This window comes from Apilactobacillus kunkeei (genome assembly GCF_001308195.1).
Taxonomy (GTDB): domain Bacteria; phylum Bacillota; class Bacilli; order Lactobacillales; family Lactobacillaceae; genus Apilactobacillus; species Apilactobacillus kunkeei_C.
Window position 1 is genome coordinate 14,102 of record NZ_JXDF01000004.1, and the last position, 21,037, is coordinate 35,138.

Genomic DNA, 21,037 nt, shown 5'->3' on the forward strand with positions numbered 1-21,037 from the left:
TTAGACAGTATGTCTATAAAGTGAAAGTTTGTGAAAAGTGAAGGGATATAAAATTTGCTTATTCTACCATTAGAAAGTTTAATATAAGGGGTATTTTTGATCATTGACACGCTACAAACGTTTATTTAATAGGATTTAAATTCTTTTACAACTTGTACTATTATATCTAGTATGACTTTTAAACTTTTCTCGGGGTGTTATTCTATTCACAATCTCAGAGGCGCAAACAATAATCATTATCATTTTAAAATAATGATAAATTGATAACGCCGAAGAGCATTCTAAAATATGTGATCTAATTTACCGAGAAATTAGACTTAAGTTTTTTAAAGAGAGCATTGGTTGCTGTGACAATGCATTAACTTAAATCGAAAAGTCGATATTATGATGAATTTTTTTCGAGAAATTCTGGTGCGACTACCATTATCAATGTCTGAGTATATATCTGGTGAATGTGAATTCGAGAAAGTACTCAATGAGGCTGGTTATGTGAGTAATCAGCGAATAAAGGTGGTACCACGTTAGGCGTCCTTTCTATTCTGACCATTTAAATGGTTTGGGATAGTTAGGACGTTTTTTATTTATAGATGAAATGGAGGAATTGTTATGACAAAAGAGGATAAGAAGATTCAGATTTTTGATACATCACTAAGAGACGGTGAACAAACCATTGGAGTGAACTTTTCCATTGATCAAAAAGTAAAGATTGCTCAACAAATGGAAAAATGGGGAGTCGACGTCATTGAAGCTGGTTTTCCAGTCGCTTCAAAGGATGACTTTAAAGCCGTGAAGGCAGTAGCGGAGAGTGTTAATCGAGTTTGCGTCACTGGTTTAGCCAGAGCCAAACAAGGCGACATCGATGCATGTGTGGAAGCAACCAAGAATGCTAAGCACAAACAAATCCATGTCTTTATCGGGACTAGCCCAATTCACCGTGAATACAAATTGAACATGACCAAAGAAGAAAACTTAGCTGCCATTCATAAATGGGTTAGCTATGCTAGACAATTCTTCGACATCGTTCAATTCTCACCTGAAGATGCAACCAGAACTGAACCTGACTACTTAGTAGAAGCAATCAATACAGCCATCGATGCTGGCGCAAGTGTTATCAACATTGCAGACACCGTTGGATATACCAATCCAATCGAGTTTGGCCAGTTATTCGATTACTTAAGAGCAAACGTTGAACGTTTTGACGACGTAGTCTTCTCCGTTCATTGTCATGATGATTTAGGAATGTCGGTCGCAAACGCAATCGCCGGAGTTCAACACGGTGCCTCAAGAATTGAAGGAACCGTCAACGGAATTGGTGAACGTGCTGGAAATACAGCGCTAGAAGAAATTGCGGCGGCATTCATGGTCAGAAATGATTACTACCATTTCACCACTAACATTAATTTAAAAGAAACTAAAAAAACTGCAGATATGATCAGTGAATTTACTAAGATGGCGATTCCAAACAATAAAGCGGTGATTGGAAACAATGCATTCTCACATGAATCGGGAATCCACCAAGACGGGATGTTAAAGAATCGCAGCACCTACGAAATCTTAACTCCACAATCTGTTGGAATGGATGCGACCCACATCGTTTTAGGTAAACTATCTGGTTCACACGCGGTCATGCAAGAATTACAAAATATCGGTTTCGATGTTTCAAAAGAAGAAATGAAGAAGATTTTTCCAGTCTTCAAAAGTGTTGCCGACCATAAAGCAATTATTGACGACAACGACTTAAAAATAATTATGAAAAGAGTAGGAGTGATGTCTCATGCCTAATCAGATTACAGTACTAAAGGGTGACTACATTGGCCCTGAAATTATGAATGCCGGACTAAAAGTCTTAGAAGCCATTGCTAATAAATATGGATTCGATTATCAGATTGTTGAAGCCCCTTTTGGTGGCGAAGCGATTGATGAATGCGGTGATCCACTGCCGCCCAAAACCATCGAAAAATGCCAATCAAGTGATGCTGTCCTACTATCAGCGATTGGCGGACCGAAATGGGACCACGCTGAAAAAAGACCGGAACAAGGATTGTTACAGATTCGATCAAAGCTGAACCTATACAGCAACATCCGACCTACCAACATTTCTGAAGCGATGACGCAATATTCACCAATTAAGAATGCAAATGATGTCGACTTCGTTATTGTCAGGGAATTAACCAGTGGGATTTACTTTGGCACTCCACGTCATAAGGACGACTTCCAAGCCTTAGATACGATGTATTACACCAGAGAGGAAATCAAACGAGTTACCAAAATCGCGTTTGATATGGCGGAAAGAAGACGCCATCACGTGACGTTAGTTGATAAATCAAACGTCTTAGATACTTCCAAGTTCTGGCGAGAAGTTGTCGCAGAGGTTGCCAAGGATTACCCGGATGTGACATTAGATTACTGCTACGTTGATGCTGCTTCGATGAAGATTATCAGTAACCCTGGTCAATTCGATGTCATCTTAACCGAGAACTTATTCGGTGACATCTTAAGCGATGAGGCGGCACAAATTACCGGATCATTAGGAACCATTCCATCAATGAGTATCGGGGATGGCGGTCCGGCCTTATACGAACCAATTCATGGTTCAGCACCAGACATTGCCGGATTAGGCGTTTCCAATCCATTTTCAATGATTAATTCGGTGGCAATGATGTTAGCCAACTCGTTTAACCGCAACGACTTAGCACAAAAGATTTATCAAGCAATCAATCAAGTGATTACAGATGGCGCTGTTACACCGGACTTAGGTGGACACTACAAGACAGAACAAGTTACTGATGCAGTCATCGATAACATATGAAAGAGGGAATCAAAATGGCTAAAACAATGATTGATAAGATTTGGGATCAACACGTGATTAAAGGAAAAGAGGGTGAACCGCAATTATTATATGTAGATTTGCACTTACTTCATGAAGTTACCTCACCCCAAGCCTTTGAAGGTTTAAGGGAAAATAACCGTCCGGTCAGAAGAACCGATAAGACATTTGCCACCATGGACCATAATGTTCCAACCGTTGATATCTTCAACGTTAAGGACATGATTTCCAAGAAACAAATTGAAACATTAGGTCAAAACTGTAAGGACTTTGGCGTCCGCGTTGCCGACATGGGCCATGCCGACCAAGGAATCATTCATGCAATTGGACCACAGTTAGGTTTGACCCAACCAGGAATGTTAATTGTCTGTGGTGATTCACATACTGCCACCCACGGTTCATTTGGATCCATCGCTTTTGGGATTGGGACCAGTGAAGTCGAACACGTTTTAGCTACCCAGACTTTATGGCAAAACAAACCCAAGAAGATGGGAATTCGCGTTCACGGGAAGTTACCTAAGGGTGTCTATGCCAAGGACGTCATCATGGGCGTGATTGCCAGAGAAGGGGTTGCCTTTGGAACTGGATACGGTGCCGAATTCTACGGTGACACCATCAGAAACATGGAAATGGAAGAACGCATGACTTTATGTAACATGGCCATCGAAGGTGGTGCCAAGATGGCATGTGTCGCTTCTGATGAAAAGACATATGAATATGTTCGCGGTCGTAAATACGCACCAAAGAACATGGAAAAGGCGATTGCCCACTGGAAACAATTCTACACAGATGACGAAAGTGCATACGACAAAATCATCGACTTGGATGCTACCAAATTAGCACCATTTGTCTCATGGGGAACCAACCCAGGAATGGCCATCCCAATTGATAAGACCACTCCAGAGATTAAGAACGCAGATGATCAAAAGGCTTACGACTATGTACATTTACAACCGGGTCAATCACTTAAGGATGTCGATTTGAAATGGATATTCTTTGGTTCTTGTACCAACGGTAGATTATCCGATTTGAAGATTGCGGCCAGCATTTTAAAGGGTCGCCATATCGCTGAAGGCATCACCGCCTGGGTGGTTCCAGCATCTAGAACGATTAAGGAAACCGCTGAAAAGTTAGGCATCGATAAAATCTTCAAAGATGCTGGTTGTGAATGGCGTGAGCCAGGATGCTCGGCTTGTCTAGGGATGAACCCCGACCATGTTCCTGCCGGCATCCATTGTGCATCGACTTCGAACCGTAATTTTGAAGGACGCCAAGGGGTTGGTTCAATTACCCATTTAGCAAGTCCCGCAATGGTTGCTGCCGCAGCGATTCACGGTCACTTTATCGACATTAGAAAGGAAGCGATTTAGATGGATGCCATCAAAATTTTCTCAGCCAGATCAGTGCCATTAATGAATGACAACATTGATACTGACCAAATTATTCCAAAGCAATTCCTAAAGAACATCTTAAAGACTGGTTTTGGGAAGGACTTATTATACGATTGGCGTTATTTAAAACCCAACGTTCCTAATCCTGACTTTGTGTTAAATAAACCAGAAAGACAGGGTGCGCAAATTTTAGTCACCGGTGAAAACTTTGGTTGTGGTTCATCTAGAGAACACGCTGTTTGGGCTTTAAAGGACTACGGATTTAAGGTCATCATTGCTGGTGGATACAGTGACATCTTCTATATGAATAGTACTAAGAACGGGGTCTTAGCAATTAAATTACCTAAGGATCAACGCGAATACTTAGCAAACGTTCCACCAGAACAAAAAATTACCGTTAACTTAATCGATCAAAAGGTTCAAATCAACGACAAGGAATTTTTCTTCGACATTGATGAACGAATCAAATACAAACTAGTGAACGGATTAGATGATATCGCCATCACGATGAACATGATGGATGAAATTAAAGAATACGAAAGTCACATTCCTGACTTTAACTAATATTGGAGGCGTTTATTATGACCACACTTGAAGTAAAAGATTTACACGTAAGTTTCATTGACGAGGAAGAAGAAACATCCAAAGAGATTTTAAAGGGAGTCAACCTAACCATTAGAACCGGGGAAACCCATGCCATCATGGGACCCAATGGGACCGGTAAATCTACTTTATCCGAAACCATCATGGGTAATTCCAACTACACCATCACCCAAGGGGACATCTTAATCGATGGGGAAAGCATCTTAGATAAGACCGTCGATGAAAGAGCACGTGCTGGTTTATTCTTAGCCATGCAATATCCGGCAGAAATCAAAGGAATTACCAATGCGGAATTCATTCAAGCAGCGGTCAACGCCAGAAGAAGTGAAGACAACCCAGTGCCGGTTGGTGAATTCATCGATGAATTAGACCACAGTTTGAAAATCTTAAACATGAGCCAAGAAATGGTGGATCGTTACTTAAACGAAGGATTCTCCGGTGGTGAAAAGAAGCGTAACGAAATTCTCCAAATGATGATGATTAAACCTAAGTTTTCAATCTTAGACGAAATCGATTCAGGACTAGATATTGATGCACTCCAAGTTGTCTCACGTGGTGTTAATTCCATGGATAACAAGGAATTAGGAACATTAATGATTACCCACTACCAAAGAATCTTAAACTACATCAAACCAGATTTCGTTCACGTCATGATGGGCGGACGAATCGTTAAGACCGGTGACTCTAGCTTAGCTGCCGAACTAGAAAATAATGGATATGCCTCACTTAGAGACGAACTTGGATTAGACATTAATCTTACCGATGAAGATGTCTAATAAATAAGGGGGATTGGCCAATGATAAAAGATAAATTCATGCGTCAAATGAGTCCGGAAATGATCGAAGATTCAACATTTGATCAAGAACCAGAATGGATGACTGATTTCCGTCGTGACGCCTTTGAAAAGATGGCAACTAAGCAGTTACCACAAATTGATAAGATGGATTATCACGCTTGGAAGTTCATCAGCACTAATAACGATGACAAGAATCAAGAACAGGTGATTGATAATCACATCGAAAAAGAAATCGCTAACTACAGCATTACTACCATGGGAACCAAGACGATTGGGATGCACCCAAATGATGAAATGATTCAAAACAAAGTGATCTGTTGTGACTTTAAGACAGCGATTAGCAAGTATCCGGAAATTGTTCAAGAATACTTCACTAAGAACGAAGCGATGCAAAACAACCGCTTAAGCTGCCTTGAAAGCTCCATGATTAATAATGGAATCTTCATTTATGTACCCAAGAACGTTGAGTTAAAGGAACCCATCAGTGTCTACATGATTGAAAATAATTACCAAACCAAGTCTACCTTTAGCAGATTAATCGTTGTCGGAGATCAGAATAGTAAGTTCGATGTTGTCCAAAAATTAGGCAGTGTCGGTAGCAACAAGAAGGTCTCACACGTCAACATCGATGTCTACGCCAAGGACGATAGCAACGTTCAATTCTTCGCATTAGATGCCATGGGTGAACAAAATATCACCTACGTGATGCGCCATTCAGACGTTGGTAGAAAGGCGAAGATGAACTGGATGATTGGTTCATTCAATGATGGAAATACCATTTCAGACGTTTCCACCGATTTAAACGGTGAAGGCTCGAAGGGTAATACCAGAATCGTTTCATTAGCTAATGGCCGTCAACAACAAGGCATCAACACCAGAGTGACTAACTATGGTAAACATTCTGATGGTGAAATTAGCCAACGAGGCGCCATCTTAGATCGTGCCAAGATTGTGTTTAACGGAATCGGGAAGGTTGCCCATGGTGCTCATGGTGCCAACAACCAACAAGAAAACAGTGTTTTGATGTTATCAGATGAAGCGACAGGTGATGCTAACCCAATCTTATTAATTGATGAAAACGACGTAATTGCCGGTCACAAGGCCAGCATCGGTAAGATTGATGAACGTCAATTGTACTATCTAATGAGTCGCGGGATTAAACCCGAGGTAGCAAAGAAATTGGTAATTAGAGGTTTCCTAGGAATCATTCTTTCTCACATTCCATCAGAAGCCATTAAGGACCAAATGATTAATATCATTGAAGGAAAACTAGCCAATGGATAAATCTTCAATAAGAGAAGATTTCCCAATCTTGAGTCGTCGCATTAACGACGCACCGATGATCTATCTTGATAGTGCCGCTACCACACAAAAACCCCAAGTGGTTATCGACAAGATTACTGATTATTACACCAACACTAACGCCAATGTACATCGCGGTGTCAGCAGCATCTCGGTTCAAGCAACCGATGAGTATGAACAAGCCAGAGGAAAAGTCGCCAAGTTCATCCATGCTGAATCAGATCGCCAAATCGTTTTTACCAGATCAACAACCGAATCATTAAATTGGATTGCTAATGGATACGCGAAAGACAGATTAATGCCTGGCGATGAAATCGTCATCAGCGTGGCCGAACACCACAGTAATATCATTCCGTGGCAACAGGTTGCCGCAAGCACGGGAGCCAAATTAAAGTACGTCCAGGTCAATGATGATGGCCAAATCGACTTACACGATACCGAACGTCAGATTACTGACAAGACCAAGATCGTATCGATGGCGATGGTATCAAATGTCATGGGTGCCACCAATCCAGTTAAAGAGGTTACTAAGATGGCCCAGGCTGTGGGTGCCAAGATGATAGTCGACGCAGCCCAAGCCGCACCACACATGCCAGTGGATGTAACCGATATTGATTGCGATTTCTTAGCATTCTCCGGACACAAGATGTTAGCACCAACTGGCATTGGTGTCCTATACGGCAAGATGGATGTCTTAGACGAGATGGACCCAGTTCAGTTTGGCGGTGAAATGATTGATATTGTCTCAAGACAATCCGCAACTTTTCAACCGGTGCCACATAAGTTTGAAGCTGGGACACCCAACATTGCCGGAGCGATTGCCTTAGGCACAGCGATTGATTACCTAAATTCAATCGGGATGGACAACGTCCATGAATACGAGGAAGAACTTACGCAGTCCTGCATGCAAGAGATGCAAAAGATAGATGGAATCACGATTTATGGATCAGATGATTTCAAACATCATAACGGCATTATCACATTTAACATCAAAGGAATTCATCCCCACGATGTAGCAACCGGCCTTGATTTACAAGGCATCGAAGTAAGAGCGGGTCATCATTGCGCGCAACCATTGATGGACTACTTGGAAGTGGAATCCACCGTCCGAGTTAGCTTTTACTTCTACAACAATCAAGATGATGTCAAAAGGTTCATTGAAGCCTTAATCAACGTAAAGGAGTTCTTTGCCAATGGGAATCGACAGGATGAATCAATTATATAAATCCGTTATCTTCGATCATTCAATGCACCCTAGAAACTTTGGTTCTTTGGATAATTGCACCGGTTCCGTTGAACTAAGAAATCCTAGCTGCGGAGATATTATTAAGGTTTTCGTCAATATTGAAGACGACGTGATTAAAGATATTAAGTACACATGCGTTGGCTGCACCATTTCTAAGGCCTCGACTAGCATCATGTCTCAAGAGATTAAGGGGAAAAACGTCGACGACGCCAAAAAAATCATCAAGGCCTTTTCCGACAACATCATCAAAAAAGATATCGATGATGCCGATAAGAAGATGCTGGGGGATGCCAGATTATTAAGTGATTTGGCGAAGTTTCCCACCAGAATCAGATGCGCGACATTAGGATGGCATGCCACAGACAAACTAATTAATGACTATAAAGGAGTGATTTCATATGACTGATATCGCTGAAGTTCTACCCGATAAAGATTATGAATTTGGTTTCCATGATGATATCAAACCATTCTTCTCAACAGGTGAAGGAATCAATGAAGATATTATCAGACAGATTTCCAAAGAAAAAAACGAGCCCGAATGGATGTTAGATTACCGCCTAAAGTGTTATCAAACATATCTAAAAATAGAAGATCCACCATTTGGTCCTGACTTAAGCGGTCTTGATTTGGAACACATGAAGTACTACCAAAAGCAGACCGATAAGAAGTACCGTGATTGGAATGATGTTCCAGATAAGATTAAGGAAACATTCGATAGATTAGGGGTTCCGGAAGCGGAAAGAAAGTACTTAGCTGGTTCATCAGCTCAATACGAATCAGAATCCGTCTACCATCACATGAAGGATGAATTAGACAAACAAGGGGTCATCTTCACCGACACCGATACCGCATTACAGAAGTATCCAGAGCTATTCAAGAAGTGGTTCGGTAAGTTAATCAAACCAACCAACAACAAGTTTGCCGCATTAAACGGAGCCGTTTGGTCGGGTGGAACCTTCATCTATGTACCAAAGGGGGTCACAGTATCAGCACCGATTCAAACCTACTTTAGAATCAATGCTGCTAAGTCAGGTCAGTTCGAAAGAACATTAATCATCGTTGATGAAGGCGCCCATCTGGAATACGTCGAAGGATGTACTGCACCTACCTATAATGCCGACAGTCTTCACGCCGCCGTGGTGGAAGTAAACGTATTACCACATGCATATTGTCGATACACAACAATTCAAAACTGGTCAAACAACGTTTACAGTCTTGAAACCAAGCGTGCGCAAGCGCTAGAAGATGCCGTCATGGAATGGGTTGATGGAAACTTAGGCTCAAAGGTTACCATGAAATACCCATCAGTATATCTAAACGGTCGTGGTGCTAAGGGAACCATGCTATCAATTGCGGTTGCTGGTAACAACATTCGCTCAGATACAGGAGCTCAAATGATTCACAACGCACCGGAAACTTCTTCATCAATCATTTCAAAGTCCATCGCAAAAGATGGTGGCTCCGTTGATTACAGAGGAAAGGTTCGCTTTGCCAAGGAAAGTGCTGGATCACATTGTCACGTTGAATGTGACACCATCATCATGGATGACAAATCAACCAGTGACACAATTCCTTATAACGAAATTTATAACAGTGACGTTTCAATGGAACACGAAGCCAAGGTTTCCAAGATTTCAGAAGAACAATTGTACTACTTGATGTCTAGAGGAATTACCGAACAAAAGGCGACTGAAATGATTATCATGAGTTTCATTGAACCTTTCACCAAGGAACTTCCAATGGAATACGCTGTTGAATTGAACCGCCTAATTAGTTTTGAAATGGAAGGTTCAATCGGTTAGGAGGAGCAAATGGAAATCAAAAGAAATAAATACATTGATGCTTTAGAAAGCGTCATCGACCCTGAATTATATATCGATATCGTGAACTTAGGTTTAATCTATCGAGTCGAAGTCGATGACAACAAACAATGTGTGGTCACCATGACATTAACAATCATGGGCTGCCCATTAAGTGACTATTTATTCGATCAAATTAAGGAACAACTAATTGGGTTTGAAGAAATTGATGACGTCAAAGTTAATCTAATCTTCGAACCTGCCTGGACCATAGATAACATGTCCAGGGAAGCAAGATTACAACTTGGAATACACTAAATTTTAAAAATGACCATAGAAGGGAAGTGGTGGTATGAGAGCAAGTGCAGTAACTAGTGAAGCAATGAATACAAACATTGCAGTAAAGGCAAGCAGCTGGGTGGATAAACTAAAGAAATGGATGATGGTGGTGGGACCAGGTTTAATTGTGATGCTAGCCGACACTGATGCTGGTTGTTTGATTACTGCCGCACAATCGGGAGCAACCTATGGCTATGCCATGGTATTGCCACAGATTGCATTGATTCCGATTCTTTTCATGGTTCAAGAAATCACAGTAAGATTAGGAATCATCACCAAGAAGGGTCATGGTGAACTAATAAGACAATATTTCGGTAGATATTGGGCCTATATTTCAGCTATTACACTAATGATTTCCTGTATTGGCGCATTGTTGACAGAGTTCATTGGAATTGCCGGTGTCGGAGAACTATTTGGAATCTCCAAATTCGTCACCGTTCCAATGAGTACCGCTGTATTGATTCTAATCGGATTCGCTGGAAGCTATCGTCGCGTTGAAAAGATTGGAATTCTATTCGGCATTTTCGAACTAACCTTCATCATTGGAATCTTTATGGTTCATCCTAATATGGGTTCGTTTATGCAAGGAATTCAATCAGTTCCAATTCATGATTCTTCCTACGTTTATCTAATTGCTGCAAACGTTGGATCCGTGATTATGCCCTGGATGATTTTCTATCAACAAAGTGCCGTCGTCGACAAGCACCTAAAACCAAGCATGATTAAAAAAGAACAAACTGACACATTTGTTGGAACATTCATTACCCAAGGCATCATGATTGGTTTTGTTGTATTGTTCGCTGCTACCGTCTTCACAACACACATGAAGGCCAGTGAAGATACAGTCAGTGACTTGGTATATTCGATGGGTAACTTTATCGGCATTCAAAATGCAAAGGCGATACTAGGTTCCAGCATATTGGGTGGAGCGCTAGTAGCTGCAATCGTCGTTGTACTTGCCGGAACATGGGGCATGACCGAAGTATTGAACTGGCGCCATTCTTTGAATGAAAGAGTAAATAAGAGCAATATTGGTTTTTACACAATGTATGCCATTACCCTAATGATTAGTGCCGGGCTAGTATTGTTCAATAAGAATCTTGTTTCTACAGCGATTACTGTTGAAGTGGTAAATGCATTGATGATTCCAATCGTACTTGGTTTCCTACTAGTTCTAGAAAGCAAAGCACTACCAAAACAATTTAGAATGAAGGGCATCTACAAGTTTTTGACGATTGCCTTTTCACTAATCGTAATGGGATTTGGAGTATATATGGTTGGACCGGTCTTCGGTCTATAGATTGAGAGTTTTGGAGATGAGTAGATATGAGTATGCAAACAAAGGCGATGGAAATTCTAAATATAGAATATCCCATCATTCAAGGACCAATGTCGTGGATCACAAACGCTGATTTTGTCAGCAGAATTTCAAATGCTGGTGGACTAGGAGTATTAGGCGCAAATGCAGGTCAACACCAAAGAGCTGATAACGCTTCAGATGCTGCTAGAAAGATGCAGATCGAGATTCAAAAAGCTAAGAAGCTAACCGATAAATCATTTGCAATCAACATTGTTATGCATGATGCAATGGATGACATTACAGATTACGTGCAAAAAATGTTGGAAGTTTCTTTTGCGGAGGACATCAAGTACTATGTGACGGTTGGCGTACCGAATAAAATAGTGTTTGATGAAATTAAGCATCATGGCGGAATTATAATTCACCGTCCAATTACCCCAACTATTGAAAACATGATGCAAGCAGAAGCAAACGGAGCTGATATCTTAGTGGCTACCGGATGTGAGGCCGGTGGATCACTTCCACAACAACAATTAACGACAGCTGAAATCATCAAACGAGTGATTCCACACATCCACGTTCCTTTATTTGCGGCAGGTGGTATTAATAGCATCGATGATATTAATGCACTTAGTTCATATCAAATTGGTGGTTTGTTCATGGGAACATTATTCATTGCCACCAAAGAATCACCAATCTCAGAGTCTGCTAAAGACCTAATTATTAGCTCCAAATCAGGCGATTTGATTAGTGTTTCATCTAAACTTCGTTCAATTAACACATCAAAAGCTCAACAACTACATAATATTTATGTTGATAAGGGTAATCCCATTGATGTAAACACAGAGATTAAAAAGCTTTGTGGTATGAAGACAGGGATGCTTGATGGAAATATTGAAGGTGGAATTATCTCCGTGAATAATCATATTGATAGCATCTCCAAGCGCGTGTCTGTCGATGAGATTATTGCGGAATTTGGTGAATACTTGCGAGAAAGAATTAGTTAAATAAAAAAGACTGCTCAAACGAGCAGCCTTTTTATTTTTTATGACGATCTCTAATCCATAAAATAACGGTGGTGAATAAAGCGATAATTATGATTATGTGAAAGATAGTACCGGAAGGAGTGTGCGGTAGGATATCGTTACTAATTAGCGCTAAATTGATTAATAATAGGACAATCATCATGATTGTGTTCATGTTTTTCATTGGGGGAACCCTCCAAATATATTTGTCTTTATTATATCTTTAAACGAGCAACTTTACCAATTCCAAAATTGTAACATAATCTTAGTAAAATCTTTACCACTATTACAGGTGAAATGTTCTATGATAGGGGCAGATAAAGGAATTTATCCAATCTATATCTTGAGGTGATATTATGAATTTGGAAAATACAAAAGACAAGATTGTAGGTAAAGCAACCGAACTAAAAGGTAAGGCCACCGGTAGCAAGCTAGATGAATTAAAGGGTAAGGCACAAAACTTCTTCGGTAAGGCTAAGGACAGCTTCGATGAAGCTCGTCGCAAGTCAGAAGAACGTCGTAGCCAACGTGAAAATGAAAACAAGTAAACATAATAAAAAAGACGCCATTGCGGCGTCTTTTTTATTTATCTAATGTCTTCTGAGTAGAATTGTTGTTTTGCTAAAGCAAGGTTACCAATGATTGATAACTTGTCAGCGTCTTGACTAGGAAGGGTGATGTATTGATCGATATCACCGACATCAAGGTAGCCATCGAATAGCTTCTTGAATTGTTCCTTAATCTTGCCTAATTCTATTTCGTTTAAAATACTACCACCTAAGATAACCTTTTGTGGTCTGATGAAGACAGTGGTTTGAATTACGGATTGTGCGATGTAGAACGCCACAGTATCCCATAGGGGGTTAAACATTGAGATTTCTTGTGGGCGTTGGTGAGTTCTGGCTTCGATGGCCTTGGTTGATACAAGTCCTTCTAAACAGTCACCTTGATATGGACAGGTTCCCTTGAAGTCTTGGTCGTTAACGTTTCTTTGGGGGATGATATGACCAATTTCAGGGCTTCCCATGTGTCCAACAAACTTTCCATCGTTTACAATTCCGACACCGACACCATCACTGATTGTGATGTATGCCAGACTCAAGATAGGATCATCTTTTAGAATCGAGCTAATGTACTCTCCATAGGCACGGCTGTTAACATCAGTTGTAAATGAGATTGGAATATTGAAATGATGTTTGAATGTGCCCAATAGGTTAATATTTTGCCAGTTAGGGCGGGAGGATTCTTTAATATAACCGTATTGAGAAGAGTAAGTACGAAGTTCCAAAGGACCGAATGATGAGATACCAATAGCTGCTAAATCGTCAAAACCTTTGAAGTAGTCGATAGCTTTTTTCAAAGTTTCTTGAGGTTCAGTTAAATCAATTACAATCCAGTCTGAGATATTGCACTTACCGTCACCAACAGCACAAACCATTTGGTTGTGATCAGTGGTACAGAGACTCCCTAATAACATATTCAACGCCTCTTTTTAGTGAAATTTTTCGTTATCTTGTTCTTGAATTTCCTTACGTCTTTCTTCGTATCCTGGTTTACCAAGTAGGGCAAACATGTTTTGCTTGTAGTCTTCAACACCTGGTTGGTTGAATGGGTTAATACCGTTTAGGTAACCTGAAACTGCAATCGCAAATTCGAAGAAGTAGATTAAGTAACCTAAAGTAGCTTCACTGTTGTCTTCAGCGGTTACCAACATGTTTGGTACGCCACCGTTTGTGTGGGCGATAACAACGGCTTCTCTTGCAGTCTTGTTAACTTCGTCCATCGTAGTGTTTTCCAAGTACTTTAGACCATCTAAGTTTTCTTCGTTGGCAGGAATACCTAGGTTTGAAGCAGGTTGTTTGATTTCAACAACTGTTTCCATTAGGTTACGCATCCCTTCTTGGATGTATTGACCTAATGAGTGTAAATCAGTACTGAAGATAGCTGAACTAGGGTAGATACCCTTGTAGTTCTTTCCTTCGGTTTCACCCGCAAGTTGTTTCCACCATTCGGCTAGGAAACGAAGATGTGGTTCGTAACTTTCAAGGATTTCATTAGTGTAGCCCTTACGGTATAAGATGTTTCTGTAAGCAGCGTATAGAAGTGAGTCGTTTTCATATAAAGGAGCGTCCTTTAATGCAACTTGAGCTTCGTGTGCACCGTCCATTAAATCATCGATGTTAGCACCTGATGCGGCGATTGGAAGAAGACCAACCGGAGTTAGTACTGAGTATCTTCCACCAATTCCATTAGGGATTACGAAACTAGTGTAGCCTTGATCGATTGCTTCATCGTGTAAAGCACCTTTCTTAGCGTCGGTAGTTACGTAAATACGCTTGTTAGCTTCTTCTTCACCGTATTTTTCAATTAACTTTTCTTTGAAGATTCTAAATGCCATTGCTGGTTCAGTAGTGGTACCTGACTTAGAAATAACGTTAACTGAGAAGTCGCGATCACCGATTACACGTAGTAAGTCGGCAGTGTAAGCAGGGCTAATTGTGTTACCTGCGAAGAAGATTTGAGGGTGCTTGTCAGTACCTTCTAAGTTGAAGAAACTGCCGTGTAGGAAATCTAATGCCATCTTGGCACCTAGGTATGAACCACCAATACCGATAACAACTAGGACATCTGATTTTTCTTGAATGTCTCTGGCAGCGTCTTTAATACGGTCGAATTCAACGGGATCGTATTCGTCTGGTAAGTTTACCCAGTCACCCATTTTGGCTTCAACACCGGTTCCGTGAACTAATAAGTCACGGGCGGTTTGTACCATTGGGGCGATTTCCTTTAATTCATTTGATTGCACAAAGGACTTTAGACCTTTGGTGTCTAATTCAACTCGTTTCATTTTATGTTCCTCCATCGATTAATCAATTTTAACGATGTTTTCTTTGTAGTATTGTCTTGATGCTAATGCGAAGTTACCGATTGTAGCTGAACCGTTGTCTTCACATGCTGGCATAGTGATGTAGTAGTCTAAGTCGCCAACTTCAACGTAGTCGTTGAACATTTCCTTGAATTGTTCACGAACTTTCTTGATAACTGGTTCTGAAATTACTCCACCACCTAAAATAACTTTTTGTGGACGGATGAATAGGGTAGCTTGCATTACTGCTTGGGCAATGTAGTAAGCCATGATGTCCCATACAGGATCATCCATAGGAACATCTTTACCTTTCTTACCACAACGAACGTCAAAAGTAGGACCAGCTGCTAGACCTTCTAGACAGCTGTGGTGGTATGGACATAATCCCTTAAAGTCTAAATCGTCTGGGTGGCGTTTTAGATAAATGTGTCCAGCTTCAGGGTGACCTAGAGAACCAATGAATGAGCCTTCATTGATAATTCCGGCTCCAACACCAGTACCGAAAGTGTAGTATACCAGTGTTTGTAATGGATTATGATTTCTAATTGATGTAATGTATTCACCATAAGCGGAACCATTAACATCAGTAGTCCAAAAAATAGGAATATCGAAATGTTTCTTCATTGTTCCTAAGAAGTTAGTGTTGGACCAGTTTGGTTTTGGTGTGTCTGTTATATAACCATATTTTGGTGAGTCTGTGCGCACTTCGATGGGACCAAATGACGCAATACTCATGGCGGTTAAGTCGTCGAATTTTTCGAAGTATTCAATACATTTGCTTAATGTTTCATCAGGAGTGGTGGTAGGAATTCTCACACTGTCAAGAATTTCATAGTTTTCATTACCTACGGCGCAAACAAATTTTGTTCCGCCTGCTTCAATGCTACCAAATTTCATAGTTGAATCTCCTTTAACCTTTTTCTATGGGGAGTATTAGTTTTTGAATGCGCTCCCAATTTTTATTATGGACCCGATTTTTCTAAATACAAGTAAAAAATAGTTAAAAAAAGGTTAAGAATTTAAAAATCAATTGTCATGGATATATAACTACAATGGCGGGCTTTTTAAAGATTTTATAAAGATAATGTAAACGGTTTCATTTAACCCGTAAACCTGCTACAATTAGACACAATAATACGAAAAAAGTGAGGCTAGAGAAATGGATACAAAGTACTGGAATATCGATCGATTAGGTCGATTATACAAAGATTGGGACCCAGAAGTGTTAAATAAATTGGAAACAAAGATTGCTAAATCTCACTGGCGTCCTGGATACCACATTACTACTCAAACCGGTTTATTGAATGACCCCAACGGTTTTTCATACTTCAATAACCAATGGCACTTGTTCTACCAAGCATTCCCATACGGTGCTGTTCATGGACTAAAGAGTTGGCAACACATGGTGTCAGATGACTTAGTTCACTGGAAGTTCATCGACAATCCAATGGTGCCGGACTTATATTCTGACCGTAATGGATGTTATTCCGGTAGTGCCATTAACGTTGACGACAAGCTATTCTTGATGTACACCGGAAACACATTTGAGGGTGAAGAGATGGCCAGACATCCTTACCAATTAGGTGCTTGGATGGATGACGATAATAATATCTCAAAACTAGATCACCCATTGATTGAAAGTGAACCAACTGGAGTTACCGGTCACTTCAGAGACCCCCAAGTCATTAAGAACGGCGACTACTACTACGCATTCTTGGGTGCCCAAACCGTCGATAATGCCGGTGAAATTCTAACCTACCGCACTAAAGACATTGAAAACGGCTGGGAACTATACAAGAAGTTAGATCTTGGAACTGACAACCTAGGCTACATGGCTGAATGTCCAAATGTTGGTTTCATCGATGGAAAAGTCGTAGTAATCTTCTGCCCACAAGGTGCCGACAAACACGAATTCCATTATGACAACGTTCACCCAAACGCATACATTGTTGCGGATGACTTGGATTTCGAAGAAATGAAATTGATTAATCCTTCGGAAATGAAACAACTTGATGAAGGTTTCGACTACTACGCCACTCAAGTATTGAATGCTCCCGATGGTCGCTTGCTATCTGTCGGTTGGATTGGTTTGCCTGATACCGAATACCTATCCGATCAAGAAGGTTGGGAAGGTGAACTTTCAATGGTAAGGGAATTACACATTGAAGATGGTGACTTAACTCAACGCCCAGTTCAAGAATTCAAACAATTAATCGAAGAAGATGAAGCAAGTAACACTGATTTACAAAAACACATTGAAGCGGCACCATTTGATGAACACTTCAATTTGAACTTGGAATCAGAAGATAGCTATCTTCGTTTGTCATACGATGAAAGTGACCAAGAATGGACATTGAAACGCAAGAATGTCGGTGAAGATACTTCAATGCGCACATTCAAGGGTGAAGCTTCATCAGTTGATTTTTATTTAGACAACACAGTATTTGAAATCTACATCCTAGGCGGCAAGATTACCATGACCGGACAATTCTTCCACGACGGGAATGAAGTCAGGGTTAATAGTGAAAATATGAGTGTTAAACAAAACAAGATTGGTAATATGTAAGAAAACTGCAACTAGTTATATTTCTGGTTGCCTTTTTTATTTTTATCGACTTAATCAATACTTAATAATATAATCATAATAGAGTTTTAATAATTACGTATCGGGGGATACATTTATGAAGCTGAAAAGCATTATCGAATTGATAGTGTTAATAATGTTTGCATTCATTGCCGTTAGTTTTTCAACCACCAAAGCCTCAGCGCAAGTCCAATACATTAGATCTAATCCAAAGAGCATTCGTGGAACCTGGTATGGTGAAAAAGAAATTGATGGTCAAGATTATCACATGTCGATTTCCTTTGATAAAAAGAAGGCCGTTTTCGTGGATGGTAACGGATCAGAAACCGGAAGCAAGATTTATAGTATTAACGCCAAGAATGTCAAAGTGCGTAAAGGAGCGTTTTTTACTCCGGTCTACAGCGGATACTACAGACAAAACGGTCACAATGAATACTTCTCAAAGCCATGGGGGACCAGCAAGTCGACCGACCCAGAGACGACTTATGGATATGGTGAGTACAGAGGACATGAAACATTAGTGATGCTAAACAATAATACCGGAGATAAGGTTGGCTTTTTTAGAACAGAAAAATTAGCCGATAAATACTCAGACCGGTTTTAAATGAAAAGCAGCTAGATTAAATTTCTAGTTGCTTTTTTTATTTTTGTATAATATTATATGTCATATAATATAATTTGAAATATAACTGGAGATGTTCAAATGGCCATTAAAGTAGCAACAAAGCTATTAGATGGTTGTGTCTTGGGTCTATTGGAACAAGAAGAGATGTATGGATATGAACTTACTAAGCGAGTTCAAGAGTCCATTAATGTTTCTAATTCGACAATGTATCCGGTCATGCGCCGTTTAAAATCAGAAGGATTGGTCGACACATACGACGAATCGTTTGAAGGCCGTAACCGCAGATATTACCGGATTACTGAAGCAGGAAAGACACAGCTAGAAGAAGTAAAGACAGAATGGATGACGTTTAAGACCGGCATCGATGATTTAATGGGGGGATAAAATTGAATCAGTATATCGAGGAACTGACTCAACACTTGAAGAAACTTAGCGAACAAGATGCGATGGACGCTATCAGCTACTACACCGACTATCTAACTGACGGGAATTTAAATACATACGAGGAATGTGTGAAGGAATTGGGCGCACCGAAGCGTTTAGCACTACAAATTCGTGCCGATATTTCTATCAACAATTCAGATAGTTCAACACCACAAAAGTTCTGGGAATTACCATCAATTGTGATCTTGGCATTGTTTGCCAGCCCACTATTAATTCCAGTCGTAATTAGTCTAATCCTAGTGATTTTTGGTGCTGTTTTGGCAGCCAGCCTAATGGTGCTTGCGGTGGTATTAGTATTAATTTTGAGCTTTATCGTTTTTCTATGTGCAACGGTATGGGGTGTGACCAACATCACAGGTCACTTGTTTGAAAGCATCATGGTATTAGGGATGGCACTATTCTCCCTTGGTCTATCCATGGAATTATATCCATTATCAAAATGGTTAGTGAAAAGATTGGCCAACTGGATTCAACACGTCACAATCTGGACATACAAGAAGTGCCTAAGATATGGCAATGATGAAGGGAGAGTCAACAATGAAGAAATTTAGTCTAATCGGATTAGGTCTAATCGTTGCTGGAGGAATCGTCTTTTCAATCGGATACGCTAAGTCCGACCAAAGTATCACCGATATTTTCTTTAGTCGTAATATGGATAAGACATACACCAAACCGGTGAAGGCATACGATAAGATTAGCGCGTATGGAAACATCAACCTAACAATAAAATCCGGTAGTGAGTTTACCATCACATCCACTGATTCAAAGGATCATCCACTAGTATATAAGGTGCAAAATGGGACTTTGGAATTACGCCAGGACAATAACGAAAGTAGCTTCTCAACCAACTTTCAAATGGGTGAACTATCAAGACTATCGTTTGTGACAGTGACTGTGCCTAGTCACCAATTGACTAAGGTTGATGGTTTAGATAATCGTTTCAGTCTAAAACTAAAACACTACAGTAATAAGTCACCATTGGATGTTACCGGATGGGGGAACGTCAAAATCAAGGACGTTAATGCTAAATCCATTCGCGTACGCGGCATTGAAGACCGTGTCTCAATCGCCGATAGTACATTCAATGGGGATGCTAGCCAAATTGATGCCGGAGACAACTACGTTGATCTACACAATAGTAGTTTTAAATCATTAGCAATCAAGTCAACTACAGGGGATGTCAATATCGACAGACCAACAATTGAAAGCCATCTTTCAGTTAATACCGACACTGGTAACATCTTTGCACAGCTAAAGAAATCTGAAGATGCCAGACTAGATGTGAATACATCAGGTCCTAAACCAACTGTGAAAACAGCGGTAAAGGCGGTTAATACCGACAAGCAATACCAATTCAAGTCCAATACAGGGACAATTACGGTGTTAGAATAATCATTTTACGATATAGCATATAAATTTATTAGCAAATATAGTAAAATTATAAGTATAATAATGTAAATCATATCAGGAGGGACAATAACGTGTTTAACGATAAAATCGTTTTTAATTACATGTATAATTTATGGGTAGCTGTCTACTCAGACTTAAGTGACGCTGACGTCGAAGAGATTGGCCAAGTGCTATTAAAGAATAGTAAGGAAGAATACAACAGCCAAAATGATCAAAATATCACCGACGACGACTTCATTGATATGATTTCCGAATACTCAGAAGACATTCGTGAACAAGCTGTAAGTGAAGCTGAAGAAGATATTAAAAAGCACCGTGCACCTAAGTTCAAAAAGGTAGACGGTAAGTGGAATATTTAAAGAATAAGACCGACTCGATTGAGTCGGTCTTTTTTTGTGCGTATGTATAGGTGATGATAATACCTATTAATAATCTATTAAAAAATTAATAAATATAATATAATTATATTATAATGAAAAA

The 21,037-nt window shown here is 40.1% G+C and carries 23 protein-coding genes; 19 read left to right on the forward strand and 4 right to left on the reverse strand.

Annotated elements, in window-relative coordinates:
- The first annotated feature begins 606 nt into the window (after positions 1-606).
- The 12 genes from RZ78_RS00650 to RZ78_RS00705 are packed head-to-tail and all read left to right on the forward strand — an operon-like array spanning position 607 to position 12,610.
- A complete protein-coding gene (locus tag RZ78_RS00650) occupies positions 607-1,782 on the forward strand; it encodes a 2-isopropylmalate synthase (RefSeq protein ID WP_054607782.1) in 1,176 nt (391 codons plus the stop codon).
- Entirely contained in the window at positions 1,775-2,809 is a 1,035-nt protein-coding gene (gene leuB / locus RZ78_RS00655; RefSeq protein ID WP_054607783.1) for a 3-isopropylmalate dehydrogenase, read from the forward strand. The genes RZ78_RS00650 and leuB overlap by 8 nt, the downstream gene beginning before the upstream one ends.
- Before the next feature lie 14 nt (positions 2,810-2,823).
- Positions 2,824-4,197 carry a 3-isopropylmalate dehydratase large subunit gene (gene leuC / locus RZ78_RS00660; protein WP_054607784.1) on the forward strand — a complete coding sequence of 458 codons (1,374 nt, stop codon included), beginning with the start codon at positions 2,824-2,826 and terminating at the stop codon, positions 4,195-4,197.
- Positions 4,198-4,782 carry a 3-isopropylmalate dehydratase small subunit gene (gene leuD / locus RZ78_RS00665; RefSeq protein WP_053791353.1) on the forward strand — a complete coding sequence of 195 codons (585 nt, stop codon included), beginning with the start codon at positions 4,198-4,200 and terminating at the stop codon, positions 4,780-4,782.
- Between the two features lie 17 nt (positions 4,783-4,799).
- Positions 4,800-5,597 carry a Fe-S cluster assembly ATPase SufC gene (sufC, locus tag RZ78_RS00670; protein ID WP_054607785.1) on the forward strand — a complete coding sequence of 266 codons (798 nt, stop codon included), beginning with the start codon at positions 4,800-4,802 and terminating at the stop codon, positions 5,595-5,597.
- A gap of 20 nt (positions 5,598-5,617) precedes the next feature.
- The gene (sufD, locus tag RZ78_RS00675; RefSeq protein ID WP_081006857.1) at positions 5,618-6,901 is read left to right on the forward strand and encodes a Fe-S cluster assembly protein SufD; all 1,284 of its coding nucleotides are present in this window, start codon (positions 5,618-5,620) and stop codon (positions 6,899-6,901) included.
- Complete coding sequence (locus tag RZ78_RS00680; RefSeq protein ID WP_054607786.1) at positions 6,894-8,144, forward strand: cysteine desulfurase; 1,251 nt, start codon at positions 6,894-6,896, stop codon at positions 8,142-8,144. Before sufD ends, RZ78_RS00680 begins: the two co-directional genes overlap by 8 nt.
- Positions 8,113-8,571 carry a Fe-S cluster assembly sulfur transfer protein SufU gene (gene sufU / locus RZ78_RS00685; RefSeq protein WP_054607787.1) on the forward strand — a complete coding sequence of 153 codons (459 nt, stop codon included), beginning with the start codon at positions 8,113-8,115 and terminating at the stop codon, positions 8,569-8,571. The genes RZ78_RS00680 and sufU overlap by 32 nt, the downstream gene beginning before the upstream one ends.
- The gene (gene sufB / locus RZ78_RS00690) at positions 8,564-9,967 is read left to right on the forward strand and encodes a Fe-S cluster assembly protein SufB (protein WP_054607788.1); all 1,404 of its coding nucleotides are present in this window, start codon (positions 8,564-8,566) and stop codon (positions 9,965-9,967) included. The genes sufU and sufB overlap by 8 nt, the downstream gene beginning before the upstream one ends.
- A 9-nt stretch (positions 9,968-9,976) precedes the next feature.
- The gene (locus RZ78_RS00695) at positions 9,977-10,282 is read left to right on the forward strand and encodes a metal-sulfur cluster assembly factor (protein ID WP_053791358.1); all 306 of its coding nucleotides are present in this window, start codon (positions 9,977-9,979) and stop codon (positions 10,280-10,282) included.
- 34 nt (positions 10,283-10,316) lie between these two features.
- Positions 10,317-11,603 carry an NRAMP family divalent metal transporter gene (locus RZ78_RS00700; RefSeq protein ID WP_054607789.1) on the forward strand — a complete coding sequence of 429 codons (1,287 nt, stop codon included), beginning with the start codon at positions 10,317-10,319 and terminating at the stop codon, positions 11,601-11,603.
- Positions 11,604-11,629: 26 nt separating this feature from the next.
- A complete protein-coding gene (locus RZ78_RS00705) occupies positions 11,630-12,610 on the forward strand; it encodes an NAD(P)H-dependent flavin oxidoreductase (RefSeq protein WP_054607790.1) in 981 nt (326 codons plus the stop codon).
- Positions 12,611-12,641: 31 nt separating this feature from the next.
- Here RZ78_RS00705 and RZ78_RS07490 read toward each other — a convergent pair whose 3' ends face one another.
- A complete protein-coding gene (locus RZ78_RS07490) occupies positions 12,642-12,812 on the reverse strand; it encodes a hypothetical protein (protein WP_155451830.1) in 171 nt (56 codons plus the stop codon).
- A 178-nt stretch (positions 12,813-12,990) separates the two neighbouring features.
- On the opposite strand from RZ78_RS07490, the gene RZ78_RS00710 reads away from it, so the two are divergent.
- Entirely contained in the window at positions 12,991-13,176 is a 186-nt protein-coding gene (locus RZ78_RS00710) for a CsbD family protein (protein WP_424580122.1), read from the forward strand.
- Positions 13,177-13,214: 38 nt separating this feature from the next.
- Here the strand turns inward: RZ78_RS00710 and RZ78_RS00715 are convergent, their stop codons facing one another.
- From RZ78_RS00715 to scrK, 3 genes are read right to left on the reverse strand one after another with little or no spacing between them, the layout of a single operon-like run.
- Positions 13,215-14,105: an ROK family protein gene (locus tag RZ78_RS00715; RefSeq protein WP_053796163.1), complete on the reverse strand. Its 891-nt coding sequence runs from the start codon at positions 14,103-14,105 to the stop codon at positions 13,215-13,217.
- Between the two features lie 15 nt (positions 14,106-14,120).
- Complete coding sequence (locus tag RZ78_RS00720; RefSeq protein WP_054607792.1) at positions 14,121-15,476, reverse strand: glucose-6-phosphate isomerase; 1,356 nt, start codon at positions 15,474-15,476, stop codon at positions 14,121-14,123.
- Between the two features lie 18 nt (positions 15,477-15,494).
- Positions 15,495-16,391: a fructokinase ScrK gene (gene scrK / locus RZ78_RS00725; RefSeq protein WP_053792353.1), complete on the reverse strand. Its 897-nt coding sequence runs from the start codon at positions 16,389-16,391 to the stop codon at positions 15,495-15,497.
- Positions 16,392-16,653: 262 nt separating this feature from the next.
- Between scrK and RZ78_RS00730 the strand changes: the two genes are divergently transcribed.
- From RZ78_RS00730 to RZ78_RS00755, 6 genes are all read left to right on the forward strand, one after another.
- Complete coding sequence (locus tag RZ78_RS00730) at positions 16,654-18,060, forward strand: sucrose-6-phosphate hydrolase (RefSeq protein WP_054607793.1); 1,407 nt, start codon at positions 16,654-16,656, stop codon at positions 18,058-18,060.
- Between the two features lie 115 nt (positions 18,061-18,175).
- Positions 18,176-18,682, forward strand: a complete 507-nt coding sequence (locus RZ78_RS00735; RefSeq protein ID WP_054607794.1) for a hypothetical protein — start codon at positions 18,176-18,178, stop codon at positions 18,680-18,682.
- A 99-nt stretch (positions 18,683-18,781) separates the two neighbouring features.
- Positions 18,782-19,087 carry a PadR family transcriptional regulator gene (locus tag RZ78_RS00740; RefSeq protein WP_034530877.1) on the forward strand — a complete coding sequence of 102 codons (306 nt, stop codon included), beginning with the start codon at positions 18,782-18,784 and terminating at the stop codon, positions 19,085-19,087.
- A 2-nt stretch (positions 19,088-19,089) separates the two neighbouring features.
- Entirely contained in the window at positions 19,090-19,698 is a 609-nt protein-coding gene (locus tag RZ78_RS00745) for an HAAS signaling domain-containing protein (protein WP_054607795.1), read from the forward strand.
- Complete coding sequence (locus RZ78_RS00750) at positions 19,685-20,539, forward strand: DUF4097 family beta strand repeat-containing protein (protein ID WP_054607796.1); 855 nt, start codon at positions 19,685-19,687, stop codon at positions 20,537-20,539. Before RZ78_RS00745 ends, RZ78_RS00750 begins: the two co-directional genes overlap by 14 nt.
- 89 nt (positions 20,540-20,628) lie before the next feature.
- Entirely contained in the window at positions 20,629-20,916 is a 288-nt protein-coding gene (locus tag RZ78_RS00755) for a hypothetical protein (protein WP_034530871.1), read from the forward strand.
- Positions 20,917-21,037: the final 121 nt, after the last annotated feature.